This window comes from Pseudomonas sp. GQ91 (assembly GCF_059758795.1).
In genome coordinates this window covers 214,059-237,388 of sequence record NZ_JCAXED010000007.1, presented here as the reverse complement: position 1 = coordinate 237,388, position 23,330 = coordinate 214,059, and the positions used below count along the sequence as shown (strand labels likewise).

22 protein-coding genes are annotated in these 23,330 nt (G+C 58.6%); 12 read left to right on the top strand and 10 right to left on the bottom strand.

Annotation, left to right across the window (positions count from 1 at the left end; genetic code table 11):
• Position 1 precedes the first annotated feature (1 nt).
• Positions 2–244 carry a hypothetical protein gene (locus AC6CIA_RS13060; protein WP_054594326.1) on the top strand — a complete coding sequence of 81 codons (243 nt, stop codon included), beginning with the start codon at positions 2–4 and terminating at the stop codon, positions 242–244.
• 949 nt (positions 245–1,193) lie between these two features.
• Positions 1,194–1,802 (top strand): hypothetical protein, encoded by a 609-nt coding sequence (locus tag AC6CIA_RS13055; RefSeq protein ID WP_498312518.1) that lies wholly within the window; start codon positions 1,194–1,196, stop codon positions 1,800–1,802.
• Between the two features lie 122 nt (positions 1,803–1,924).
• Here AC6CIA_RS13055 and AC6CIA_RS13050 read toward each other — a convergent pair whose 3' ends face one another.
• Complete coding sequence (locus tag AC6CIA_RS13050) at positions 1,925–2,698, bottom strand: hypothetical protein (protein ID WP_498312516.1); 774 nt, start codon at positions 2,696–2,698, stop codon at positions 1,925–1,927.
• 218 nt (positions 2,699–2,916) lie between these two features.
• On the opposite strand from AC6CIA_RS13050, the gene AC6CIA_RS13045 reads away from it, so the two are divergent.
• The 9 genes from AC6CIA_RS13045 (at position 2,917) to pqqE (ending at position 11,887) form a co-directional block, all read left to right on the top strand.
• Positions 2,917–3,378, top strand: coding sequence for an Lrp/AsnC family transcriptional regulator (locus tag AC6CIA_RS13045; protein ID WP_084379627.1), 462 nt, complete (start codon positions 2,917–2,919; stop codon positions 3,376–3,378).
• Between the two features lie 146 nt (positions 3,379–3,524).
• Complete coding sequence (locus tag AC6CIA_RS13040; RefSeq protein ID WP_498312513.1) at positions 3,525–5,228, top strand: flavin monoamine oxidase family protein; 1,704 nt, start codon at positions 3,525–3,527, stop codon at positions 5,226–5,228.
• Between the two features lie 11 nt (positions 5,229–5,239).
• Positions 5,240–6,034, top strand: coding sequence for a carbon-nitrogen hydrolase family protein (locus AC6CIA_RS13035; protein ID WP_498312511.1), 795 nt, complete (start codon positions 5,240–5,242; stop codon positions 6,032–6,034).
• A gap of 48 nt (positions 6,035–6,082) precedes the next feature.
• Positions 6,083–8,509 (top strand): pyrroloquinoline quinone biosynthesis protein PqqF, encoded by a 2,427-nt coding sequence (pqqF, locus tag AC6CIA_RS13030; RefSeq protein ID WP_498312509.1) that lies wholly within the window; start codon positions 6,083–6,085, stop codon positions 8,507–8,509.
• Positions 8,510–8,667: 158 nt separating this feature from the next.
• Positions 8,668–8,742, top strand: a complete 75-nt coding sequence (gene pqqA / locus AC6CIA_RS13025) for a pyrroloquinoline quinone precursor peptide PqqA (RefSeq protein ID WP_003194766.1) — start codon at positions 8,668–8,670, stop codon at positions 8,740–8,742.
• A 75-nt stretch (positions 8,743–8,817) separates the two neighbouring features.
• Positions 8,818–9,729, top strand: a complete 912-nt coding sequence (gene pqqB / locus AC6CIA_RS13020; RefSeq protein ID WP_498312507.1) for a pyrroloquinoline quinone biosynthesis protein PqqB — start codon at positions 8,818–8,820, stop codon at positions 9,727–9,729.
• Positions 9,730–9,739: 10 nt separating this feature from the next.
• Positions 9,740–10,492: a pyrroloquinoline-quinone synthase PqqC gene (gene pqqC / locus AC6CIA_RS13015; RefSeq protein WP_498312505.1), complete on the top strand. Its 753-nt coding sequence runs from the start codon at positions 9,740–9,742 to the stop codon at positions 10,490–10,492.
• A complete protein-coding gene (gene pqqD / locus AC6CIA_RS13010) occupies positions 10,489–10,764 on the top strand; it encodes a pyrroloquinoline quinone biosynthesis peptide chaperone PqqD (RefSeq protein ID WP_339531998.1) in 276 nt (91 codons plus the stop codon). Before pqqC ends, pqqD begins: the two co-directional genes overlap by 4 nt.
• Positions 10,757–11,887: a pyrroloquinoline quinone biosynthesis protein PqqE gene (gene pqqE, locus AC6CIA_RS13005; protein ID WP_498312615.1), complete on the top strand. Its 1,131-nt coding sequence runs from the start codon at positions 10,757–10,759 to the stop codon at positions 11,885–11,887. Before pqqD ends, pqqE begins: the two co-directional genes overlap by 8 nt.
• A gap of 4 nt (positions 11,888–11,891) precedes the next feature.
• On the opposite strand, the gene AC6CIA_RS13000 is transcribed toward pqqE, so the two are convergent.
• The 4 genes from AC6CIA_RS13000 to AC6CIA_RS12985 all read right to left on the bottom strand — a co-directional run bounded on the left by AC6CIA_RS13000 (position 11,892) and on the right by AC6CIA_RS12985 (position 14,239).
• Positions 11,892–12,050, bottom strand: a complete 159-nt coding sequence (locus tag AC6CIA_RS13000; RefSeq protein ID WP_033050408.1) for a YqaE/Pmp3 family membrane protein — start codon at positions 12,048–12,050, stop codon at positions 11,892–11,894.
• A 101-nt stretch (positions 12,051–12,151) separates the two neighbouring features.
• A complete protein-coding gene (locus tag AC6CIA_RS12995) occupies positions 12,152–12,472 on the bottom strand; it encodes a helix-turn-helix domain-containing protein (protein WP_498312503.1) in 321 nt (106 codons plus the stop codon).
• Positions 12,456–12,725, bottom strand: coding sequence for a type II toxin-antitoxin system RelE/ParE family toxin (locus AC6CIA_RS12990; protein ID WP_498312501.1), 270 nt, complete (start codon positions 12,723–12,725; stop codon positions 12,456–12,458). The genes AC6CIA_RS12995 and AC6CIA_RS12990 overlap by 17 nt, the downstream gene beginning before the upstream one ends.
• Positions 12,726–12,958: 233 nt before the next feature.
• Positions 12,959–14,239 (bottom strand): aspartate aminotransferase family protein, encoded by a 1,281-nt coding sequence (locus AC6CIA_RS12985; RefSeq protein WP_498312500.1) that lies wholly within the window; start codon positions 14,237–14,239, stop codon positions 12,959–12,961.
• A 218-nt stretch (positions 14,240–14,457) separates the two neighbouring features.
• Here AC6CIA_RS12985 and AC6CIA_RS12980 point away from each other — a divergent pair, with 218 nt between their 5' ends.
• Entirely contained in the window at positions 14,458–15,378 is a 921-nt protein-coding gene (locus tag AC6CIA_RS12980) for a LysR family transcriptional regulator (RefSeq protein ID WP_339532001.1), read from the top strand.
• A 226-nt stretch (positions 15,379–15,604) separates the two neighbouring features.
• On the opposite strand, the gene AC6CIA_RS12975 is transcribed toward AC6CIA_RS12980, so the two are convergent.
• From AC6CIA_RS12975 to AC6CIA_RS12955, 5 genes are all read right to left on the bottom strand, one after another.
• Entirely contained in the window at positions 15,605–17,383 is a 1,779-nt protein-coding gene (locus AC6CIA_RS12975; RefSeq protein ID WP_498312497.1) for an acyl-CoA dehydrogenase C-terminal domain-containing protein, read from the bottom strand.
• A 129-nt stretch (positions 17,384–17,512) separates the two neighbouring features.
• Positions 17,513–19,297, bottom strand: coding sequence for an acyl-CoA dehydrogenase C-terminal domain-containing protein (locus AC6CIA_RS12970; RefSeq protein ID WP_498312495.1), 1,785 nt, complete (start codon positions 19,295–19,297; stop codon positions 17,513–17,515).
• A gap of 90 nt (positions 19,298–19,387) precedes the next feature.
• Positions 19,388–20,680, bottom strand: a complete 1,293-nt coding sequence (locus AC6CIA_RS12965; protein ID WP_498312492.1) for a GGDEF domain-containing protein — start codon at positions 20,678–20,680, stop codon at positions 19,388–19,390.
• 200 nt (positions 20,681–20,880) lie between these two features.
• Positions 20,881–22,686, bottom strand: coding sequence for a phenylacyl-CoA dehydrogenase (locus AC6CIA_RS12960; RefSeq protein WP_498312490.1), 1,806 nt, complete (start codon positions 22,684–22,686; stop codon positions 20,881–20,883).
• 351 nt (positions 22,687–23,037) lie between these two features.
• Positions 23,038–23,319: a pyrroloquinoline quinone biosynthesis protein PqqE gene (locus AC6CIA_RS12955; RefSeq protein ID WP_339532006.1), complete on the bottom strand. Its 282-nt coding sequence runs from the start codon at positions 23,317–23,319 to the stop codon at positions 23,038–23,040.
• Between the last annotated feature and the right edge of the window lie 11 nt (positions 23,320–23,330).

Sequence of the window (23,330 nt, the reverse complement as noted above, 5' to 3'; positions counted from 1 at the left end):
CATGCCCTACATAATGCAAACTGTCGTCCTTCTGGTGCTGGGCGCGATCCTCGTTCAGTTTCTGAAACCATACCCGCTGCGCAAGTGGCTGGGTTTGGCGCTGCTGGCAACGGGCTTGGTCAGCATCTTCAAGGTTGGTGAGCAGCAGGTGCTGGGCTTTGACCTGGAGCTGCTAGCACTGCTGGCCGTGCCGCTGGGCGTGGTGCTTTTCCTGACGCGGCGGCGGTTCACCGAGGGGGACTGAAGCCCTGCCACGATTTCTCGGTGCTGTCTCTGACCCAAAATCATATGGGACAACAGTCGATCAACAGCGCGTTGATCGATGATCTTAGCGTTGGACCTTGCCGGCGGATTGGGGGTTACTTTGAACATACTGGTAATTCCTAACGTAGGTTAGATGCCGCTAAAAATCACTGCTAAATGATGGGTGGCGGCTGTAACGCAGGCCAGGTGCAGTCGGAAATGTGTAATGCCACATTGACCAGCCTCGCCAACTCTGCGGGCGCGGCCTAACTCTGATCCTAGACAGCACGGATCTAACGCACATGAAAGGTCACCGCAATCGCCAACCTTTAAAGTCAGACTATACGCATGCCTTGACCAAGCCGCGTTTTGCTTCTCGATCTGTGAATGGAACGTGGTTTTGGAGCTGCGAGAGAATTAGCCGGGGGGCACTACAGAAGATCGTGGGCGAAGATTTCACTGCGGGGCGAATTGCGAAACTCAAAGTCCGCAAAATCAGTACAACCACGGTACAGTCCTCAGCTTGAGCAACCTTCTCAGAATTACGCTCAACACCAATAACTACGGGGTCTCCAGCTATGCCAACCTACGTTCACCTTCGAACGATTTCTCTAGGCATAGCAACTCGCCCGGCAACTCATAATCCTTTGGTCCACGGTTCGAGTCCGTGTGGGCCCACCATACAAAAAGCCGCGCGATGCGCGGCTTTCGCGTTTCTGAACCAGCTCCAGGTACAACCCTACGCTCTGCGGGTACAAATTAGGTAGAGCCCTGCTCGCCAGCCGCCCAGGGGTCTAACGCCCAACGCGATGAAATCACCAAAGCCAAGAAGCTAATCGAGCACCCAGGCAGTTACAAATGCTAAAACCTTATACGCATTTAAGACATGCAAGACTTAGTTGGAAGGCTAGTCTCGATACCCAACCGACAAAAGGAAAAAGGACTGAAGCATGCAAAGAATAGACGTTCTTAAAAAGCTCAAACTGGCACATGACGAATATTTCAAATTATTATTGAGCACCTACCCGACGAAACAGCCCATAACGGAGCATTCAGGATTTGGTGATCCACGGGCGTGCGAGCTGGCGACAGAGGCTCAGGCATGCCTTATAGCGTTAGGATCAAGTGCGCAAAATCGCATGATTCGGTTAGGTTTCGACTTGCTATACCCATACAACAATATAGTAGATCAGTATAACTGGCGCTCAAAAATAATCTCCGACAATATAAGCTTCACGACATTCGCCTCCATTGCCATAAGAATTGATTCTGAAATAGACATCATCGAAAAACTGATCTCGATGGAGCACTCTGAAAACTACGACACGATTCCAGAGAGTTTATTTACTCAATCGAAGTCTCGCTACACGCGAATTCCATCACCCGATCTCGATCTTGACATCAATCATCCACCCCCCTCGTCTGATGGAAGCCCAGACCTTATAAAAGAAGATGCCGACGCCGAAGCAATAAACCAAATCAGGAAACTCGAACAAAAAAGCAACATACTATCTAACCTGGCAACGGTAGCCGCTTCAATAAAAACGCTTTTTCTTTAGGCAAACTTATCACAACCACTAAAGCTTATAAAACTCCAAAAATAGACTGCGAAAGGGGAGCGGATTTTTCTGCTTGGAAAAGGTGCCGCCCCTTTCTTATTGCTTTTGTGGTCCCCCCCAAATCATTTCTCCGACAACCTTAAGTTCCAGCGCTTATTGGACGCTTCGCTTTGGCCAAACCACTTGACGAATACCTCTTGGCACTCCCAATCCGTACAGCGATGAAAATCATCCTGATGATAGTAAGCTCCTCGTCGCATCAGCTCCCAGGCACGGCGCGTAACTTTTAAGATCCTCACATCCTTATAAGAAGCGCCTCGTCTCAATAAAGCATGAATTAATATTTGAATATTTATCTGGCCGCCACCGCTAGAAGCAAACGAGCACAACAAATCTCCAATTACAATTTTCGAAAACGCGCCTTCACTTCTCTCAAAAGCGATTTTACAAAACAGCTCACTTCTCTCGTCAGGACAGCACAGCACAATGGGGTTATAACCTTGCGAGAGGTAGCGTTCAACTTCAAATTCACACAAGTGAAAACTCGAAAAAATGCTTTCACTGACCCCATCCAAATACTCTGGCCTGACAGAAAAACATGCTTCAAACTTCTTCAAGAGTGGAAGCGGAAACTCTTCGACACCTGACTCATACTTTTCGAGATCAGAAACCTTTTTAATCTCTAAGATTTCGCTTAGCTGCCTCAAGCTCAAATTCAAGATATCGGTGCGTATGAAGCTTATTTTTTCTCCGACCGCCAACGCATATGAAGAGTCCTGGAATACAAGCGGCCGCATGTCTTGCGGGTAAGGCAGGTTTTGCTTTCGACTTCTACGCTCTTTTAACCAATCGGATAGGAGAGTCGCCCCTATACCGGAAAACAGCCATTCGACCATAAGGATCCTCCTCAGAACTTTTTCTTCTTAGCACCTTGACCGTATCCAATACGCAAAAGAGCATTGGCAGAAAAACACCCTATCCAAACCCCTGGCAGGTACATCGGCGCCACACAAACCGGCTTTAAAGCTTTACACCTATATATGCGTGAGATCCAGCACCACCGAGCATGAGCCTGTAACATGCTGCCCCATTGCCGCCCACGTCGGAGACCACCTTGTCCGTCAACCGCCCTCCCGTCCTTGATGAAATCGACCGTCAGTTGATCGCTGCCTTGCAGATCAACGCCCGCGAAAGCGTCGCCATGCTTGCCCGGCAGTTGGGCATCGCCCGTACCACGGTGACGTCTCGCCTGGCGCGCCTGGAAAAAACCCAGGTCATCACCGGCTATGGCGTGCGCCTCGGGCAGCGCGTGGTGGATGGCGGGTTGCAGGCGTATGTGGGGATCACCGTACAGCCGCGCTCGGGCAAGGAAGTGCTGCGGCGCCTCAGTGCGATGGCCCAGGTTCAACAGCTGTGTGCGGTCAGCGGCGAGTTTGATTATGTGGCCTGGCTGCGCACCGATTCGCCGGAACAACTGGATCAACTGCTGGACCAGATCGGCAGTGTCGATGGCGTGGAGAAAACCACCACTTCGATCATTCTCAGTAACAAATTGGATCGCGGACAACCAATTTAACCGCCACATTCGTCACTCTGACTAAAAACAATTCATTTCGACAACACTTTGTGTCTTATTAACGAGCAAGGCGCTCCCTAAACTGGCTGCCATCTTTTCCTATACTCCACGGGCCATTTCCCGCCGAGTCGCCAGCCAGGTCAGCCATGAGCATTCCTTCCAGCACCCTCAGCAAAACCAAGCGCCACCCCGCAGACGGTAAAAAACCCATCACCATCTTCGGCCCAGACTTCCCGTTCGCCTTCGATGACTGGATCGAACACCCCGCCGGGCTGGGCTGTATTCCCGCCGCCCAGCATGGCGCGGAAGTGGCGATTGTCGGCGCCGGGATCGCCGGACTGGTGGCAGCCTATGAATTGATGAAACTCGGCCTCAAACCCGTGGTGTACGAAGCGTCGAAAATGGGCGGTCGCCTGCGTTCCCAGACCTTTGAAGGCGCTGACGGCATCATCGCGGAACTCGGCGGCATGCGTTTCCCTGTGTCCTCCACGGCGTTCTACCATTATGTGGACAAGCTGGGACTTGAGACCCGACCTTTCCCAAATCCGCTGACCCCGGCATCCGGCAGCACCGTGATCGACCTGGAAGGCCAAACCCACTACGCACAGAAACTATCTGATCTTCCCGCGCTGTTTCAGGAAGTGGCTGACGCCTGGGCCGACGCCCTGGAAGCCGGCTCGCAATTCGGCGATATCCAGCAAGCGATCCGCGACCGCGACGTACCGCGCCTCAAAGAACTGTGGAACAAGCTGGTTCCGTTGTGGGACGACCGCACCTTTTACGATTTTGTCGCCACCTCGAAAGCGTTCGCCAAGCTGTCGTTCCATCACCGCGAAGTGTTCGGTCAGGTAGGGTTCGGCACCGGCGGCTGGGACTCGGACTTTCCCAACTCGATGCTGGAGATCTTCCGCGTGGTGATGACCAATTGCGACGATCACCAGCACCTGGTGGTGGGCGGTGTGGCGCAAGTGCCCATGGGCATCTGGCGCCACGTGCCGGAGCGCTGCGCGCATTGGCCGCAAGGCACCAGCCTGAGTTCGCTGCACCATGGCGCACCGCGGGCCGGGGTCAAGCGGATTGCCCACGCCGCCGATGGCCGTTTCGCAGTGACCGACAACTACGGCGACACCCGGGAATACGCGGCAGTCCTGACCACCTGCCAGAGCTGGCTGCTGACCACCCAGATCGAATGCGACGAAACCCTGTTCTCGCAGAAAATGTGGATGGCCCTGGACCGCACGCGCTATATGCAATCCTCGAAAACTTTCGTCATGGTCGACCGGCCATTCTGGAAGGACAAAGACCCGCAAACCGGCCGCGACCTGATGAGCATGACCCTCACCGATCGCCTGACTCGTGGCACCTACCTGTTCGATAACGGCGACGACAAGCCGGGCGTCATCTGCCTGTCCTACTCGTGGATGAGCGACGCGCTGAAGATGCTGCCGCAACCCATCGAAAAGCGCGTGAAACTGGCCCTCGACGCACTGAAAAAGATCTACCCGAAAGTCGATATTGCGGCGCGCATCATTGGCGACCCGATCACCGTATCCTGGGAGGCCGATCCGCACTTTCTCGGCGCGTTCAAAGGTGCGTTGCCGGGCCATTACCGCTATAACCAACGGATGTACGCGCACTTCATGCAAAAGGACATGCCGGCGGAGCAACGGGGGATTTTCATCGCCGGTGACGACGTGTCCTGGACCCCGGCCTGGGTCGAAGGCGCGGTGCAGACCTCGCTGAACGCGGTGTGGGGAATCATGACCCACTTTGGTGGCAGCACCCACCCAGAGAACCCGGGGCCAGGCGATGTGTTCGACGACATCGGGCCAATTGCCCTGGCCGAATAAGGAACCAAGCCATGCGTGTCGCCCTGTACCAATGTCCGCCGTTGCCGCTGGACGTGGAGGCTAATCTCACCCGCCTGCACCAGATAGCGCTGGAGGCCGGCGATGTCGATTTGCTGGTATTGCCGGAGATGTTCCTGACCGGCTACAACATCGGCTTCGAGGCGGTGGGCGCCCTGGCTGAAGCCCGGGATGGCGAGTCTGCGCAGTACATTGCCAATCTGGCGCAAAGCTGTGGCTTGGCGATTCTCTACGGTTACCCGGAACGGGCCGAGGATGGGCAGATCTACAACGCCGTGCAGTTGATCGACGCCAACGGCCAGCGCCTGTGCAATTACCGCAAGACGCACCTGTTCGGCGACCTTGATCATTCGATGTTCAGTGCCGGCGACGACGAGCTCCCCATTGTCGAGCTGAACGGCTGGAAGCTTGGCTTTCTGATCTGCTATGACCTGGAGTTTCCGGAAAATGCCCGACGCCTGGCCCTGGCCGGCGCGCAATTGATCCTGGTGCCCACCGCCAATATGGTGCCGTTCGACTTTGTCGCCGAGGTCACCGTGCGGGCACGGGCTTTTGAAAACCAGTGCTACGTAGCCTACGCCAACTACTGCGGGCACGAAGGCGAGATTCAATATTGTGGGCAAAGCAGCATTGCCGCGCCCAATGGGGATCGCATCGCCCTGGCTGGGCTGGATGAAGCCTTGATAATCGGGACCCTGGAACGCCAATCGATCATTCTCGCCCGCGCCGCCAATCACTACCTGCAAGACCGGCGACCCGAGCTCTACAGCGCGCTGCACAAGCCCTGATCCGGCGGGTTTGCTAGCATAGGCACTTCCTACATTTCGGAAGTGCTCATGCCTGCGCCGGCCCACCCTCATTTCCTGCACCTGACCCTGGCCAACGGCCTGCAGGTTTTCCTGCACCATGCGCCACGCCTCAAGCGCTGCGCGGCGGCCTTGAGGGTCGCTGCCGGCAGCCATGACGTGCCATTGGCCTGGCCGGGGCTGGCGCACTTTCTTGAACATCTGTTGTTTATCGGTACCGAGCGCTTTGCGACGAATCAAGGGCTGATGGCCTACGTGCAACGCCATGGCGGACAGGTCAATGCCAGCACTCGCGAACGCACGACCGATTTTTTCTTTGAAGTGCCCTCCTCATCCTTCAGCGCTGCGCTGGAACGCCTGGGCGATATGCTGACTCATCCGCGCCTGGCGCTGGACGATCAGATGCGGGAGCGTGAAGTGCTGCAGGCGGAATTCATCGCCTGGTCCCAGGATGCCCAGGCGCAACACCAACGGACGGTGCTGGAAGGCCTGGCGGCGGATCACCCGCTGCGCGGCTTTCACGCTGGCAATCGGGACAGCTTGCCGGTGCCGCGTGAGGATTTTCAGCAGGCGCTGCGTGGTTTTTATGAAGGTTTCTATCAGAGCGGACAAATGACCTTGAGCCTGGCCGGTCCGCAACCTCTGGAAGCACTGCAGGCGTTGGCCGAGCAGTTCAGCGCAGGCCTGCGGTCCGGGCCGAGACGCCCCCAGGAAGCGCCACCGGCGTTGATGAGCGGTGATAAATCGAGCTTCCAATATGCGGACACACAGCACCTGCACCAGCTCATTGCCTGCAACGCGCCCCGTGAAGCGCTGGACTTTCTCTGTACCTGGCTCAATGCCTCGGCCCCGGGTGGACTGTTTGCCGAACTGAAGGCCAGACACTGGGTGACCGCGCTGGACGCAAAGGTGCTGTACCAGTTCTCCGGGCAGGCACTGTTGGATATTGACTTCACCTTGGGGGCCAACGGGGCGCAACAGGCCACAGAGATCGAAGCACTTTTGTACGACTGGCTCAGCTTTTTCGCACACTGCGACTGGGGCGTCCTGCGCGCGGAATACGCACGGCTGATCAGTCGCCAGCAACAGATTCGCGGCGCCCTCGCATTGGCGCGTCACGCCACGGAAAACCTCGCTCCGCAACTGTCCGACCAGCATTGCCACGCGCTCAGGGCATTGCTCAACGCGCTGCACCTGGCGCCCGCCACAGTCAGTTGGCAGCTCCCACCCGACAACCCGTTTCTGCAGCCAGCCAGCAGAGCGGAGCGTCCCGGCCTGATTCGCGGCCAGACCAGCGCCCATCGCGGCCTGCGGACCTTTGCCCAGGACCGCTCGCGCGGCAGACGGGAGCTGACAGCCCTGACTTTCAGCCACGCGCTGCCGGATGACATCGACGAAGGCGCGCTTTACCTGCGCTGGCAGCTGGATTCGCCGCTGCAAACAGACTTCTTCCCGCGCCTGGCACACACTTTGGAGCCGTTGCGGGAAAACGCCCGTCAGGCAGGCGTCGAATTGTCCTTCGAGGCGTCAGGCAATGCCTGGCAGCTGAAAATGAGCGGACTTCATGATCCCATGCCGGCCATACTGGAACAGCTGGCCCGCAGCCTGGTCCAGCCCGACGAACAGCGTTGGCAAGCAGAGCTGCCCCGCCCTGTGCCCATGATTGCAATCCGTGAGCTGCTCAAGGCCCTGCCGGCCTGTTGTGCCGGAGTCCAGCCTGGCACGACTCAGGCACACCTCGGTGATCTACCCGGAATGTGGTCAAACGCGCGTTGGCACGGACTTGCAGCGGGTTTGCCGACGGCTTGTGAACAGGCCATCCGGCATGCGGCGGCGCGTCTGCCGGGCCAGCCTGCGGCGCTTGAAGCGCCTCCGTGGTCCCTCAACGGCCAACACCTCTGGCATGAAGTGAGCACCGACTCCAGCGACGCCGCATTACTACTCTTTTGTCCGGCGCCGACACACAGCCTGGCCGACGAAACCGCCTGGCGACTGCTCGCACACGTACTCCAGGCACCGTTCTATCAGCGCCTGCGGGTCGAACAGCAAGTGGGCTACGCGGTGTTCAGCGGCATCCGACAAATCAACGGACAAACCGGCCTGCTGTTTGGCGTGCAATCGCCCAGCGTTACGCTGGAGGACATACTCGAACAGGTGCAGACATTCCTCACCCATCTGCCTGACTTGATCGACACTCAGGAGGATCCAGGCTGCCTGGTCCTGGCCGAGCAGTTCTCGCCACAGGCATTACCCACCGCTCAAGCTGCCGAGCTGCTCTGGCAGGCACATCTGGCGGGCCATCGGTCGGATTACCTGGAACAGCTCCAACAGTTGATCAAAACCTGTAGCCGTGAGGACCTGTTGAACGCTGCACAGTCGCTCAACCAAGCCGCAGGCGGCTGGCGCTGTGTGGCCAACGGCGCGCCCGTGGCAGGCGCGTGGCTCCCGGCGGGCTAATCATTGCCGATGCTGCAACAGGCTTTTTCTGTCGAGACAGCGCTAACTCGAGAATAATTGCGTAATATTCCCTGCACGCATCTGAACATCTCCGGTAGGAGGTGGACTATATGTATTAGTTGGTAGTAAACATCCCATCCCTTCGTAGGAGTATGAACATGACTTGGTCCAAACCTGCTTACACTGATCTGCGTATCGGCTTTGAAGTCACCATGTACTTTGCCAGCCGCTGATTGGCTTTGTATTGCACTGCAACGCCTCGGCTCGCCGGGGCGTTTTTATTTTGAGTCTTGTGTAGAGGAGCGGCGATGTTTGTCCAGATTCTAGGTTCCGCCGCCGGCGGCGGTTTCCCGCAGTGGAACTGCAACTGCGTGAACTGCGCGGGGTTTCGTGACGGTAGCCTGCGTGCTCATGCGCGCACCCAGTCGTCCATCGCGATTTCCGACGACGGGGTGAACTGGGTACTGTGCAACGCCTCCCCGGATATCCGTGCGCAATTGCAGAGCTTCGCGCCGATGCAACCCGGCCGCGCCCTGCGCGATACCGGTATCAGCGCAATCATCCTGATGGACAGCCAGATCGACCACACCACCGGTCTGCTGAGCCTGCGCGAAGGCTGCCCGCATCAAGTGTGGTGCACCGACATGGTCCATGAAGACCTGAGCACCGGCTTCCCGCTGTTCGGCATGCTGGCCCACTGGAACGGCGGCCTGGATTGGAAGCGCATCGAGCTGGACGCAAGCTTTACCATTCCAGCCTGTCCCCACCTGCGCTTCACCCCGCTACCGCTGCGCAGCGCCGCGCCGCCCTACTCGCCGCACCGTTTCGACCCGCACCCAGGCGATAACATCGGCTTGATCGTCGAAGACCTGCGCAGTGGCGGCAAGCTGTTCTACGCCCCTGGCCTGGGCAAGGTGGACGAACCCCTGTTGAACATCATGGCCGCCAGCGACTGCCTGCTGGTGGACGGCACGATGTGGGACGACGACGAAATGCAACGTCGCGGCGTAGGCACCCGGACCGGCCGTGAAATGGGCCACTTGGCGCAAAATGGCCCAGGTGGCATGTTGGAAGTACTCGAACAGTTGCCAAAGCAACGCAAGGTGCTTATCCACATCAACAACACCAACCCGATTCTCGACGAAGACTCAGCCGAGCGCGCCGAACTGGCACGACGCAATGTTGAAGTGGCCTACGATGGCATGAGCATTGAGTTGTAGGAGCGACCCCATGACCAAACAACCGCTGTCCCCGACTGAATTTGAACAGGCCTTGCGGGCCAAGGGCGCTTTCTACCATATCCACCACCCTTATCATGTGGCGATGTATGAAGGCCGCGCCAGCCGCGAGCAGATCCAGGGCTGGGTCGCCAATCGCTTCTATTACCAGGTCAACATTCCCCTCAAGGACGCTGCGATCCTGGCCAATTGCCCGGACCGGGAAATCCGTCGCGAGTGGATTCAGCGCCTGCTCGATCACGATGGGGCACCTGGCGAAGACGGTGGTATCGAAGCCTGGCTGCGGCTGGGTCAAGCGGTTGGCCTGGACCCGGACCAACTGCGCTCCCAGGAACTGGTATTGCCCGGCGTGCGTTTTGCCGTCGATGCCTATGTCAACTTTGCCCGCCGCGCCAGTTGGCAGGAAGCGGCCAGCAGCTCACTGACCGAACTGTTCGCCCCGCAGATCCATCAATCGCGGCTCGACAGCTGGCCCCAGCATTACCCGTGGATCGACCCCACTGGTTACGAATATTTCCGCACGCGCCTGGGCCAGGCTCGACGTGATGTCGAGCACGGGCTGGCCATCACCCTGCAGCACTACACCACCCGCGAAGGCCAGGAGCGCATGCTGGAAATTCTCCAGTTCAAACTGGACATCCTGTGGAGCATGCTCGATGCCATGAGCATGGCCTACGAACTGAAACGCCCGCCGTATCACAGCGTGACCGAGCAACGGGTCTGGCATAAGGGGATCAGCCTATGAGTTTCGACCGCAGCAAAAAACCGACCTGGCGCCAAGGCTACCGTTACCAGTATGAACCCGCACAAAAAGGTCATGTACTGCTGTACCCGGAAGGCATGATCAAGCTCAACGAAAGTGCCGCGCTGATTGGCGGCTTGATTGATGGCGAGCGGGATGTGGCGGCGATTGTCGCTGAACTGGAGAAGCAATTCCCCGGCGTGCCTGAACTCGGTGACGACATCGAGCAATTCATGGAGGTCGCCCGTGCACAGCACTGGATCGAACTTGCCTGAAAAACCCGACATTGGCCTGCCGCTCTGGCTGTTGGCGGAGCTGACCTATCGCTGCCCGCTGCAATGCCCCTATTGCTCCAATCCGCTGGATTTTGCGGAGCAAGGCAAGGAACTGAGCACCGAGCAATGGATCAAGGTATTTCGTGAAGCAAGGGAAATGGGCGCCGCGCAACTGGGTTTTTCCGGCGGTGAACCGCTGGTGCGCCAGGACCTCGCCGAGCTGATTGGCGAGGCCCGCAAGCTGGGGTTCTATACCAACCTGATCACCTCTGGCATCGGCCTCACCGAGCAAAAGATCAGCGACTTCAAGAAAGCCGGCCTCGACCATATCCAGATCAGCTTCCAGGCCAGCGACGAACAGGTGAATAACCTGTTGGCCGGCTCGAAAAAAGCCTTTGCGCAAAAGCTGGAAATGGCCCGCGCGGTAAAAGCCCATGGTTATCCGATGGTGCTGAACTTCGTCACGCATCGGCACAATATCGACAAGATCGACCGCATCATCGAGCTGTGCATCGCGCTTGAGGCCGACTTCGTCGAACTCGCCACCTGCCAGTTTTATGGCTGGGCCCAGCTCAATCGTGTCGGCTTGCTGCCGACCCAGGAACAACTGACCCGCGCCGAACGCATCACCAACGAGTACCGCGCCAAACTGGAAGCCGAAGGTCATCCGTGCAAACTGATCTTCGTCACCCCGGACTACTACGAAGAACGCCCCAAAGCCTGTATGAACGGCTGGGGCAGTATCTTTCTGACGGTGACGCCGGACGGTACAGCGCTACCCTGCCACGGCGCCCGACAGATGCCGGTGCAGTTTCCCAATGTGCGCGATCACACCATGCAACACATCTGGTACGACTCGTTTGGCTTCAACCGCTTTCGTGGCTATGACTGGATGCCCGAGCCGTGCCGCTCCTGCGACGAGAAGGAAAAGGACTTTGGCGGCTGCCGTTGCCAGGCGTTCATGCTGACCGGTGACGCCAGCAATGCCGACCCGGTGTGCAGCAAGTCCGCCGATCACGGCATTATCCTCAACGCCCGCCTCGAGGCCGAACAGGCCACGCAGACCATCGAGCAACTGGCCTTTCGCAACGAGCGGAATTCACGCCTGATTGCGAAAGGCTGACGGCTTAGCGTTTGGCGATGATGTAGACCGCATGCACGATGCCCGGGATGTAGCCGCACAGCGTCAGCAGGATATTCAGCCAGAACGCGCCGCCGAAACCCACTTGCAGGAACACACCCAACGGCGGCAACAGAATGGCGATGATGATACGAATGATGTCCATGGGTTCAGCTCCTGAAAATCGGCTCGTGTGAGCCGTACAGCTAATCGACCTTGAGCATTCGTGAGGGTTCAGTGGAATCCGGCACGGGGCCAGCGTCCTCTTCAGGCAAGGATTTCCAAGCCGTGTTTCTGCACGATGCTGAGTAACTTGAGCGCCATGCCACTGGGACGTTTTTCACCTGATTCCCACTGTTTCACCGTGGACGCACTGGTGTTCAGATAACGGGCAAATACGGGCTGGCTTACGTGGCTACGTTCGCGGATCTGCTTGATTTGCTCCGCAGGAATCTGCTTCGGCACCGGAGCCAGACAAGCCGCATCGAACTGGCGCAGCGTGGTCTTGCTGATGGCCCCGATTGAATACAGCGCGGTGGCGGATTCATGAATCGACTCAAGTGCTTCACTTTCATATTTTTTGCTCATGATATATCTCCACAAACGCCCTCAGCTCCAGTAACTGCTGGAGCTGTGAATCGCTTAAAGCTTCGTACGTCTTGGCCAAGACAATGGAACGATGCCGGTTTTGCTTGAGGCGTTTTTTCCAAACTCCACCTCCCAGGTTATCCGCTTGCCCCTTGAGCATTTCCCTGAAGGCATCCTTAAGCTCTGAATCGTCTATCGAGGCCTTACCGGCCGCGATTGCGAAGTGCCGCGTCTTGAATAACCTCGGCGTCATGGAAATCCCTTCCCATATATATACCACTGAGTGGTATGAATTAAAGAATTAAAGCACCGATACATCCTCAGTGCTCTCGGCAGTCCTTGCCGATGTCCGCCAAAAAGCCATTGTTTTCACCACCGCTCAAGCACCCTTTTCGATCGGAAAACCCTCGAGACAAAAAAACGCCCCAGCCAAACAAACCAGGCTGGGGCGCCGCGTATACCGCGAGACGGTTCAGGAATCCGGGGTTAAACGGCGATGCCTTTGCGGCATTGCACTTGGGCGGTGTGGACGCGGGCGAAGGCGCGGGTCAGGCGCAAGAGCATTTCGTCGATATTGCTTTTGCTGACGGTCAGCGCCGGAGTGAAGCGCAAGCAATCGGGTTGCGGCGCGTTGAGGATCAGGCCTTCGTGCAGCGCTGCCTTCACTAGCGCGTTTGCCGAATCATCTGACACGGACAGGCCCCACAACAGACCTTGACCGCGCAGTTCGCCCTGGCCGTGGCGGTGCGCAAGGCGTGCCAGCCCTTCGCCCAGGTACTGGCCATTAGCACGCACGAGGTCTAGAAAGTTGCTGTCCAGCACGGTGTCGAGCACGGCAACCCCGGCAGCCGCCATCAAGGCGTTGCCGTGATGAGTGCCTTGCAGCTCGCCCCACTCAAAACAACAGGCTTTGCCCCGGGCCAGCAAAGCGGCCAATGGCACGCCGCCGCCCAGGCCTTTGCCGAGGGCGATGATGTCGGCACGCACGCCATAATGCTGCTCCGCGAGCAAACTGCCGCAGCGGCCGATTCCGCTCTGCACTTCATCGAGGATCAACAGGATCCCCAGTTCGCGGCACAGCCGTTCGACACCCTTGAGATATTCTTCGCTCGCCGGAATGACGCCGGCCGCGCTCTGGATCGGCTCCAGCATGATTGCCACGGTTTGTGCGTCCACCGCTGCATGCAGCGCGGGCAGGTCATTGAACGGGACATGGCTGAAGCCAGGCAATTGCGGTTCGAAACGGTTCTGGCGCGAATCCGCCGACGCCGCCATTGCACCCAGGCTGCGACCGTGACACGCGCTGCTGGCGGTGATGATGTGGTGAGCGCCGCCGCGATGCAGTTGGCCCCATTTGCGCGCCAGTTTGATCGCCGCCTCACAGGCTTCCGCGCCGGTGTTGAGCACATGGGCCTGGTCGCTGCCAGTGCTGTGGCACAGGCGCTCAGCCAAATTCAACTGAGCGCGATTGTGCAGGCCGTTACCTGGGTTGATCAGCGCTTGCGCCTGGTCCGCCAGGGCAGCGACCAGCACCGACGGGCTGTGTCCCAGGCTATTGGCAGCGCCGCCCTGGGAAAAGTCGAGATAGGCGCAGTCATCGCTGTCCCACAGCCAGGAACCCTGGCCACGCACAAATACCTGGGACGGTCGCTCCACGCTGGGCATCAGGCACTGGGTGCAAAGGTTATCGCGCAGCGTCACTGGCCGGGACTCCAGGATCAGGTCGTCAAGGCTGGGGCCGGGGCGACGCAGGTTAAACAGATTCATACGCGTGCCCCTTCCACCCATAACCGGCGCCGCCTGGCAACCGCTTGTGTACAGACTTCGCCCCTGAGGTATTTTGTCTTGCCTATGTAAACACCATCGACGTAAACGCTATTCATCGCGCGATCTGGCCCTGTAAGCCTTGTGATTAGGCGCTAGACTAGGCGCCTCGGGGGCGAACAGCCATTTCGATTTTCCAGCTTTTTCGATAAGCATTACTTATGGATTTCAAGCAACTGCGTTATTTCGTCGCGGTGTATGAGGAAGGCCACGTAGGCCGCGCCGCCGAGCGCCTGTCGATCTCCCAGCCGGCGCTGTCGCAGCAGATCCGCCAGCTCGAGCAAAACCTCGACGTGAGCCTGTTCGAACGCAGCAGCAAGCGGCTGCTGCCGACGTTGGCTGCCCACACCCTGTATAACCACGCCTTGCCGCTGCTCGACGGCATGCAACAGGCGATCGAGGCCCTGCGTCACTTCAAGGGTCAGGCGTTGCGCACCTTGGCCATCGGCGTGCTGCAAACCGTGCACACCAGTCTGGTCCCAAAAATGCTGGAACGCGTGCGCAAAGCCCAACCGCACCTGGTCGTGCAAATCTATGAGTTGACCGGCCTTGAGATCGAGCGACGCTTGCTCAATGGCTCGCTGGACATCGGCATCAGTTACCTGCCGCCACGCCAACCCGGCTTGCACGGGGTCTTGTTGTACGAAGATGAGCTGAAGGTCGTGATACCGGCTGAACATCCACTGCGCGAATTCAAGAAAGTCTCCCTGAAGCAGGCCGCCGAATTGCCCATGTTGTTACTCGGCGAGGAATTTCAGGTCAGGCAGATCTGGCAAGCTCAACTGGCCAACCTCGGACGCCGGCCACAGGTACAGGCTGAGCTGAATACCATGGTCGGGATTCTCGACAGTCTGCCCCATACCAGGCTGGCCACCGTACTGCCCGGACGTTCTCAGGACGAGCACAGCCACCAGGCATTGCTATGGAAACCCTTGAGTGAACCGCGGGTGCCATTGAAAGTGGGGTTGGTGTGTCGGGATGTGCAGCGGCAACAGGCAACACTGAAGTTGTTGCGCACCTTGCTCGAAGACGTGATGAATGGCCCACATGGACCGATGGCGCCACTGGACGGGCTGACCTGAAGTTTTTCGCGGACAAAAGAAAACCCCGCCGAAGCGGGGCTTTGCAGACTGTTTCCCTGACATCCATTTCACTCCGCCATCCTGGCAGAATCCTACGTGTCCGTGTTGTTGCTTTGCGCTTCCTGCGCGACGTCCATGTGAAGTAGATTAACCGTGGATCCAATGTGGCGATAGAGGACGAACAGCAGCACGTCATGTAAGAGAATGCTTACAAACCCTTCCTACTCTAGAACTGCGCTTCGTCCAGCAGGAACAACGATTCGCTGCCAGCTTTCACCGCGGCACTCAGGGAGTGAATGCGCGGCAACAGACGGGCAAAGTAGAAACGCGCTGTGCCCAGCTTGCTGGCGTAGAAATCCTCTTGGGCCTCTTTCCCCAACGCCGCCTTGGCCATCAGCGCCCACATGTAGGCGTAGGCCATGTAACCGAATGCATGCAGATATTCCACCGAAGCCGCGCCGATTTCATTCGGATTGCTCTTGGCGCGATCCAGGACCCACGCGGTCAACGCGTCAAGCTCATCCACCGCGGCGCTCAGCGGCTTGGTGAACTCGGCCAGGTCTTGGTTGGACGTGGCGATGAAGTGGCGCACTTCGTCGGCAAACAAGGTGTAGAACGCCCCGCCGCTGCCCACGATCTTGCGCCCCACCAAGTCCAGGGCCTGAATGCCGTTGGTGCCTTCGTAGATCTGGGTGATGCGCACATCACGCACCAGTTGCTCCTGGCCCCATTCGCGGATGTAGCCATGACCGCCGAAAATCTGCTGGCCGTGAACGGTGGTTTCCAGGCCCAGGTCGGTCAGGAACGCCTTGGACACAGGTGTCAGCAACGCCACCAGGTCATCCGCGCGTTTACGGGTGACCGCGTCTTCGCTGAACTTGGCCGTGTCCAGTTGCATCGCCACATAGGTGGAGAACGCACGACCGCCTTCGTTCGCGGCTTTCATGGTCAACAGCATGCGACGCACATCCGGGTGGACGATGATCGGGTCAGCGATCTTGTCCTTGGCCTTGGGCCCGGTGGGCGAACGGCTTTGCACACGGTCACGGGCGTATTCAATCGCGTTCTGGTAGGAACGCTCACCGGACGCCAGCCCCTGAATACCCACGCCCAGACGCTCGTAGTTCATCATGGTGAACATCGCCGCCAGGCCTCGGTTCGGTTCGCCGACCAGATAGCCGACGGCTTCGTCGAAGTTCATCACGCAGGTCGCGGACGCCTGAATCCCCATTTTGTGTTCGATGGAACCGCAGTTCACCGGGTTGCGCGCACCGAGGCTGCCATCGACATTGACCAGGAACTTGGGCACCAGGAACAGCGAGATGCCCTTGGGCCCCGCCGGGGCGTCCGGCAGTTTGGCCAGCACCAGATGGATAATGTTTTCGGTGAGGTCGTGTTCGCCACCGGTGATAAAGATTTTGGTCCCACTGATCTTGTAGGAGCCGTCCGCCTGAGGCTCGGCCTTGGTGCGGATAATCCCCAGGTCGGTGCCGGCATGGGGCTCGGTCAGACACATGGAACCGGCCCACACGCCGGAGTACATGTTCGGCAGGTAAGTGGCTTTCAGTTCGTCGCTGGCGTGGGTGTTGATCGACACACAGGCGCCGGATGTCAGCATCGGGTACAGGCCGAACGCCAGCCCCGAAGAGTTGATCATTTCCTCGACCTGGGCCGAAACCGCCTTGGGCATGCCCATGCCGCCGTAGGCTGGATCGCCGCCCACGCCCACCCAGCCGCCTTCGGCGTAGGTTTTATAAGCTTGCTGGAAACCCGCCGGCGTGGTGACCACGCCGTTGTCCCAGCGGCAACCTTCCTCGTCACCGCCACGGCTCAGCGGCGCGATGGTCTTGGCAGTGACTTTGCCGGCTTCCTCAAGGATCGCCTCGACGGTTTCAGCGTCGACGGTTTCTGCCAGGGCCGGCAGTTGTGCCCACAACTTGGCGACCTCGAATACTTCGTTAAGGACGAAGCGCATATCGCGCAGCGGCGCTTTGTAGTCAGCCATGGCAAACCTCGTGAGAACGTTAAAAGTGATTCGGTAGGATCGGTTTCACAGACCCCGAGTGTAACCGAACAACTTTTGCGACACATAGGGTCTGCTTGTGACTGATTAGTATTTTTTGGTCATACACCGTTATAGCGCAAACAACTCCGCCGGCAGGCTCATCAGGCATTCGCTGCCCGCTTCCACCGACGCTCGATGGGTTGCGGTGCGCGGCAACAGGCGTTTGAAGTAGAACTCACAGGTGGCCAGCTTGCCACGGGCGTAGTCAGGGTCGCCGCTGCCATTGTCTATCTGCGCCTGGGCGACCAGGGCCATGCGCAGCCACAGGTAGCCGAGGATGATGTAGCCGCTGTACATCAAATAATCGAGGGCCGCAGCGCCGACCTCATCGGGATTCTTCATCGCCGCCATGCCGACCTTGGCCGTCAGCTCGCCCCATTGCTGATTCAACTGATTGAGCTTCGCCACCTGGACTTTCAACTGCGGATGCTCGGTATTGGCGGCGCAGAACTTATGCACGATTTTGGTGAAACCACGCAACAACTTGCCCTGGCTACCCAGCACCTTGCGGCCCAGCAAATCCAGGGCCTGTATGCCGTTGGTGCCTTCATAGATCGGCGCAATCCGACAATCGCGGACCAACTGCTCCATGCCCCATTCGCGAATAAAACCGTGGCCACCAAACACCTGCATGCCGTGATTGGTCACCTCCAGCCCGGTTTCGGTCATGAAGGCTTTGCAGATCGGCGTGAGAAATGCCAACAGATCCTCGGCCTCCTGGCGCTGATCCGGATCGGCACTCAGGTGCGCCGTGTCCAGCAACTGTGCGGTGAAATAGGCCAGCGCGCGATTGCCTTCGTTGAAGGCTTTCATGGTCAGCAACATGCGCCGCACATCGGGGTGCACGATGATCGGGTCGGCGGCCTTGTCCGGCGCTTTCGGGCCTGTCAGGGAGCGCATTTGCAGGCGATCATTGGCGTATTTGACCGCGCCCTGGAAGCTCGCTTCGCCATTGCACAGGCCCTGCATGCCGGTGCCCAGGCGTGCGTGATTCATCATGGTGAACATGCAGTTGAGGCCTTTGTTCGCCTCACCGATCAAATACCCCTCGGCGCCATCGAAGTTCAGCACACAGGTGGCAGACGCCTTGATCCCCATCTTGTGCTCGATGGAGCCGCAGCTCACTCCGTTGCGCTCACCCGAATCCGGCAGAAACTTGGGCACGATAAACAGCGAGATTCCCTTGGTGCCGGCCGGCGCATCCGGCAATTTGGCCAGCACCAGGTGGATGATGTTCTCACTCATGTCGTGCTCGCCGGCCGAGATGAAGATCTTGCTGCCGGTCAGCGCATAACTGCCATCGGCCTGGGGCACGGCGCGGGTCTTGATGATGCCCAGATCCGTGCCACAATGGGCTTCGGTCAGGCACATGGTGCCCGTCCATTGGCCGGCAGTCAGTTTGCTCAGATAGGTGTCTTTCTGGGCCTGGCTGCCATGGGCGTGAATCGCCGACATGGCGCCGTGGGTCAGCCCGGGGTACATGCCCCACGACGTGTTGCTGGAGCCGATCATTTCGCTCAACACCAGGCCCAGGGACGACGGCAAGCCCTGCCCGCCATAAGCCGGGTCTGCTGCCACGCCGTGCCAGCCGCCTTCGACGTATTGCGCAAACGCTTCCTTGAAGCCCTTGGGCGTGGTCACCACACCGTTATCAAAATGGCAGCCTTCTTCATCCCCGGAGCGATTCAACGGGGAGAGCACGTTTTCGCAGAACTTGGCGCCTTCTTCGAGGATCGCGCTGACCATGTCCGGACTGGCGTCGGTAGCGCCCAGTCCCGCGTAGTGGCCATGAAAGTCAAAGACATGATCGATCAGAAAACGCATGTCACGCAGGGGAGCTTTATAGTCGGGCATGGTGATATCTCCGGCGGCAGATGGCTCCAAGCTACTGCCGCGCGGCACCCTGGACAATCACTGTACAGGCGCTGAATACACCACCATCACTCAACCGGCAGCGCTTTGCATGCGCACTGCACCACGGCGGTTCTGGCCAGCGGCTACCACGCAGTTACGCCCCGCGCCCTTGGCGTTGTATAGCGCCTGGTCGGCGCACTTGAGCACCTCTTCCGGCGTGCGCTGCTCGGACTGGCGTTCGGCCACGCCAATGCTCACCGTCACCGAAACACTGGTAGCGCCGCTGCCCGCACGGCGCTGCCGGCCCTGATGATCGTCCTGGGGTCGACTGTCCAGGTTGCGTAACTTGATGTGGTAGTGGGCGATGGCTTCGCGGATCTGCTCCAGATGCGGCATGCACTCATCCAGGGTCTTGCCGGCAAACACCACGGCAAACTCTTCGCCACCGTAGCGATAGGCCCGACCGCCGCCGCCGACTTTCGACAATTTGCTGGCCACCAGCCGCAGAACCTGGTCACCCACGTCATGTCCATGGGTATCGTTGAAACGCTTGAAATGATCAACGTCACTCATGGCCAGCACATAATTGCGCCCCAGGCGCTGCATCCGCTCATTCAGCGCACGTCGCCCAGGCAAGCCGGTCAGTTCATCGCGAAAGGCCATCTGATAAGCCTCATGGGCGACGCCCGCAGCGATCATCAGCATCACCTGACTGCACATGATGTTCAGCGTAAACGGCAGGATAAAGGTCTGGGGCAACATCCAGAACATTCCCAGCAACCCCACCAACTGTGCCGCATGCAGGGGTCTTGGTTCGCGCCAGTACTGCAGCGCCAGCGCGATAAAACCCAACACGAACATCGGGTATGAGAGTTGGATCAAACTCATCCAGGAACCATGCAACGCCGGCCAGCGAATCTCCGCCAGCCAGTCCAGCAGCGCCTGGGGATAACGTTGTTCAAGGGCCAGTGCAACACTGCCCAAGGCAAGCACCACGGCACACCGTGCGACAAAGTCGCGGAACAGGTGGGTTTTTTCCTGCCACAACGCGTAAACGCTGAACAGCAGCGGCAGCAGCAGACACACCAGATGGAACGCCACGGCGGCGTCATCTCGCACCCGACCGTGATCCCGGTAGAAATCGGTCTGGGTATCCAGCAGGAAATAGGCGATGTACACGCTGATCATCAGAAACAGTTCACGCTGACGGCGGTACACCGCGCAATACGCACCGCCCAGCAGCAACACCAGGGTCGGCAGCACGTTGAACAGCGAGGTGAAGAAAACGTTGAGGTCCTTGGCGTACGCAGCCGCTACCCCCGCCAGCAATAACAGCAACGATGGTAGGAAATGGCTGAAACGTACGGCAGACGCGCGCGACAAGGGTAGAACTCCGACCCACAAAAAATGGCAAAATGCCTTCACTTCAGCCAGTTAAGCACACTCGCTGTGACCTGTATCACATTGCCATCACTGTAACGGCTGCAAAACCCGATCCCTGAGCGCGCAACTCAGGTTTTTTTCGCTCAAAAAAAACCGCCGCTCCCGAAAGAGCGGCGGTCCTGGCGTGAACCTGCAAGGGCTTAGTAACCCAGGTCGAAGTTCTCTTCTTTCATGTCCATCAGGTTGTTGGCGCCCGACAGCATGGTCGCGACATGAGTGCGGGTACGCGGCAGGATGCGCTGGAAGTAGAAACGCGCCGTCTGCAGCTTGGCGGTGTAGAACGCCTCTTCGCTGGTACCGGCAGCCAGTTTCTCGGCGGCCAGGCGTGCCATGTCGGCCCAGAAGTAAGCCAGGCAGGCATAGCCGGAGTACATCAGGTAGTCCACCGACGCCGCACCGACTTCTTCACGGTCCTTCATCGCCGCCATGCCGACCTTCATGGTCAACTCGCCCCATTCCTTGTTCAGTGCGGCCAGCGGTGCAACGAACTCTTGGACCGCTTCGTTGCCTTCGTTGGCCTGGCAGAACTTGTGCACGATCTTGGTGAAGCCCTTGAGCGCTTCGCCCTGGGTCATCAGCACCTTGCGGCCGAGCAAGTCCAGCGCCTGAATCCCGGTGGTGCCTTCGTACAGCATCGAGATACGGCTGTCGCGAACGTTCTGCTCCATGCCCCACTCGGCGATAAAGCCGTGACCGCCGTAGATTTGCACGCCGTGGTTGGCGGACTCGAAACCGACTTCGGTCATGAACGCCTTGGCAATCGGGGTCATGAAGGCCAAGAGCGCGTCAGCCTGTTTCCTGGCTTCCTCGTCAGTGCCGTACTTGACCACGTCCACTTGCTTGGCGGTGAAGTACACCATCGCACGGTTACCTTCGGCGAAGGCTTTCATGGTCAGCAGCATGCGGCGTACATCAGGGTGCACGATGATCGGGTCGGCCGCCTTGTCCGGCGCTTTCGGGCCCGTCAGGGAACGCATTTGCAAGCGATCACGCGCATATTTCAGACCGCCCTGAAAACCGATCTCGGCGTGGGCCAGGCCTTGCAGCGCGGTCCCCAGGCGAGCGGTGTTCATGAAGGTGAACATGCAATTGAGGCCTTTGTTCGCCGGGCCGATCAGGAAACCGGTGGCCGCGTCAAAGTTCATCACGCAAGTGGCGTTACCGTGGATACCCATTTTGTGTTCCAGGGAACCACAGGACACGGCATTGCGCTGACCCACCGAACCGTCGGCGCCAGGCAGGAACTTGGGCACGATAAACAGCGAGATGCCTTTGGTGCCGGCCGGTGCATCCGGCAGGCGAGCCAGCACGATGTGGACGATGTTGTCGGCCATGTCGTGTTCACCGGCCGAGATGAAGATCTTGGTCCCGGAAACCTTGTAGGAACCGTCGGCCTGAGGCTCGGCCTTGGTGCGCAGCATGCCCAGGTCGGTGCCGCAGTGCGGTTCGGTCAGGCACATGGTGCCGGTCCACTCGCCCGACACCAGTTTGGTCAGGTAAGCGTCTTGCTGCTCGGGCGTGCCGTGCTCGGAAATGGTGTTCATCGCGCCATGGGACAGGCCTGGGTACATGCCCCACGACCAGTTGGCTTCGCCGACCATCTCGCTGACGGCCAGGCCCAGGGATTCCGGCAGGCCTTGGCCGCCGTGTGCAACGTCGTGGGCCAGGCTCGGCCAGCCGCCTTCGACGAATTGCTTGTAGGCTTCTTTGAAACCAGCGGGGGTTTTAACGCCTGACTCGCTCCAGGTACACCCTTCGATGTCACCCACGCGGTTCAGCGGTGCCAGCACTTGCTCACAGAACTTGGCGCCTTCTTCGAGAATGGCGTCAACCATGTCCGGGGTAGCGTCCTGGCAAGCCGGCAGGCTCTGATAGTGCGCTTCGTAGCCGAGCAGTTCGTCACGAACGAAGCGAATATCACGCAAGGGGGCCTTGTAGTCAGGCATAGCGATAAACCTCTGCTGATGAATCCTGGAATGAACAACCGCGTGGATTTGTTGTAGCGGTCAAACAGTTGTTTGAAACATACGTTTACGACCAATCCTTGTCAAGCGCCCTTCGGCTGCCGTTTGTCTTGACAGGGATCAATAGCAGGCACGGCGAGGCCTGCAGCGCATGCCGCATCAAATTTCAAAGTTGAAAGCTGCCAGTAGGGCTAATGCAGGTCTGTAGGAGCGAGCGTGCTCGCGAAAAACGTCAACGCTAATGCGTGGATTCAGAATGAACGCGGCGCCTTGGCGTTCTTCGCGAGCAAGAGCGAGACGCTCCCTCGCTTCTACAAAAAAGGAGGTATGGAATCAAGCGTAGGTATCGATCAACGTACCGAGCATTTCGTCGGAGGCCTTGGCGACTTTTACACCCAGCTCCACTTGAAACTTGCCTTCGGCCATTTCCACCATATTGCTTGCCGAGGTGGTCGGTTGGCCGCGATCAACCGCGCGCAGCCGATCATTCTGAGCGTCCGACGGCTGGGTGGTGGCAGCACTGGCGATCTTGCCGGCGGCTTGGTCGACACGGTTCTGCCCGGCCTGAATACTGCTCAGTCCCGAATAAAACGCACTGCTTCCAGAGATTTCCATCGCGTGAACCT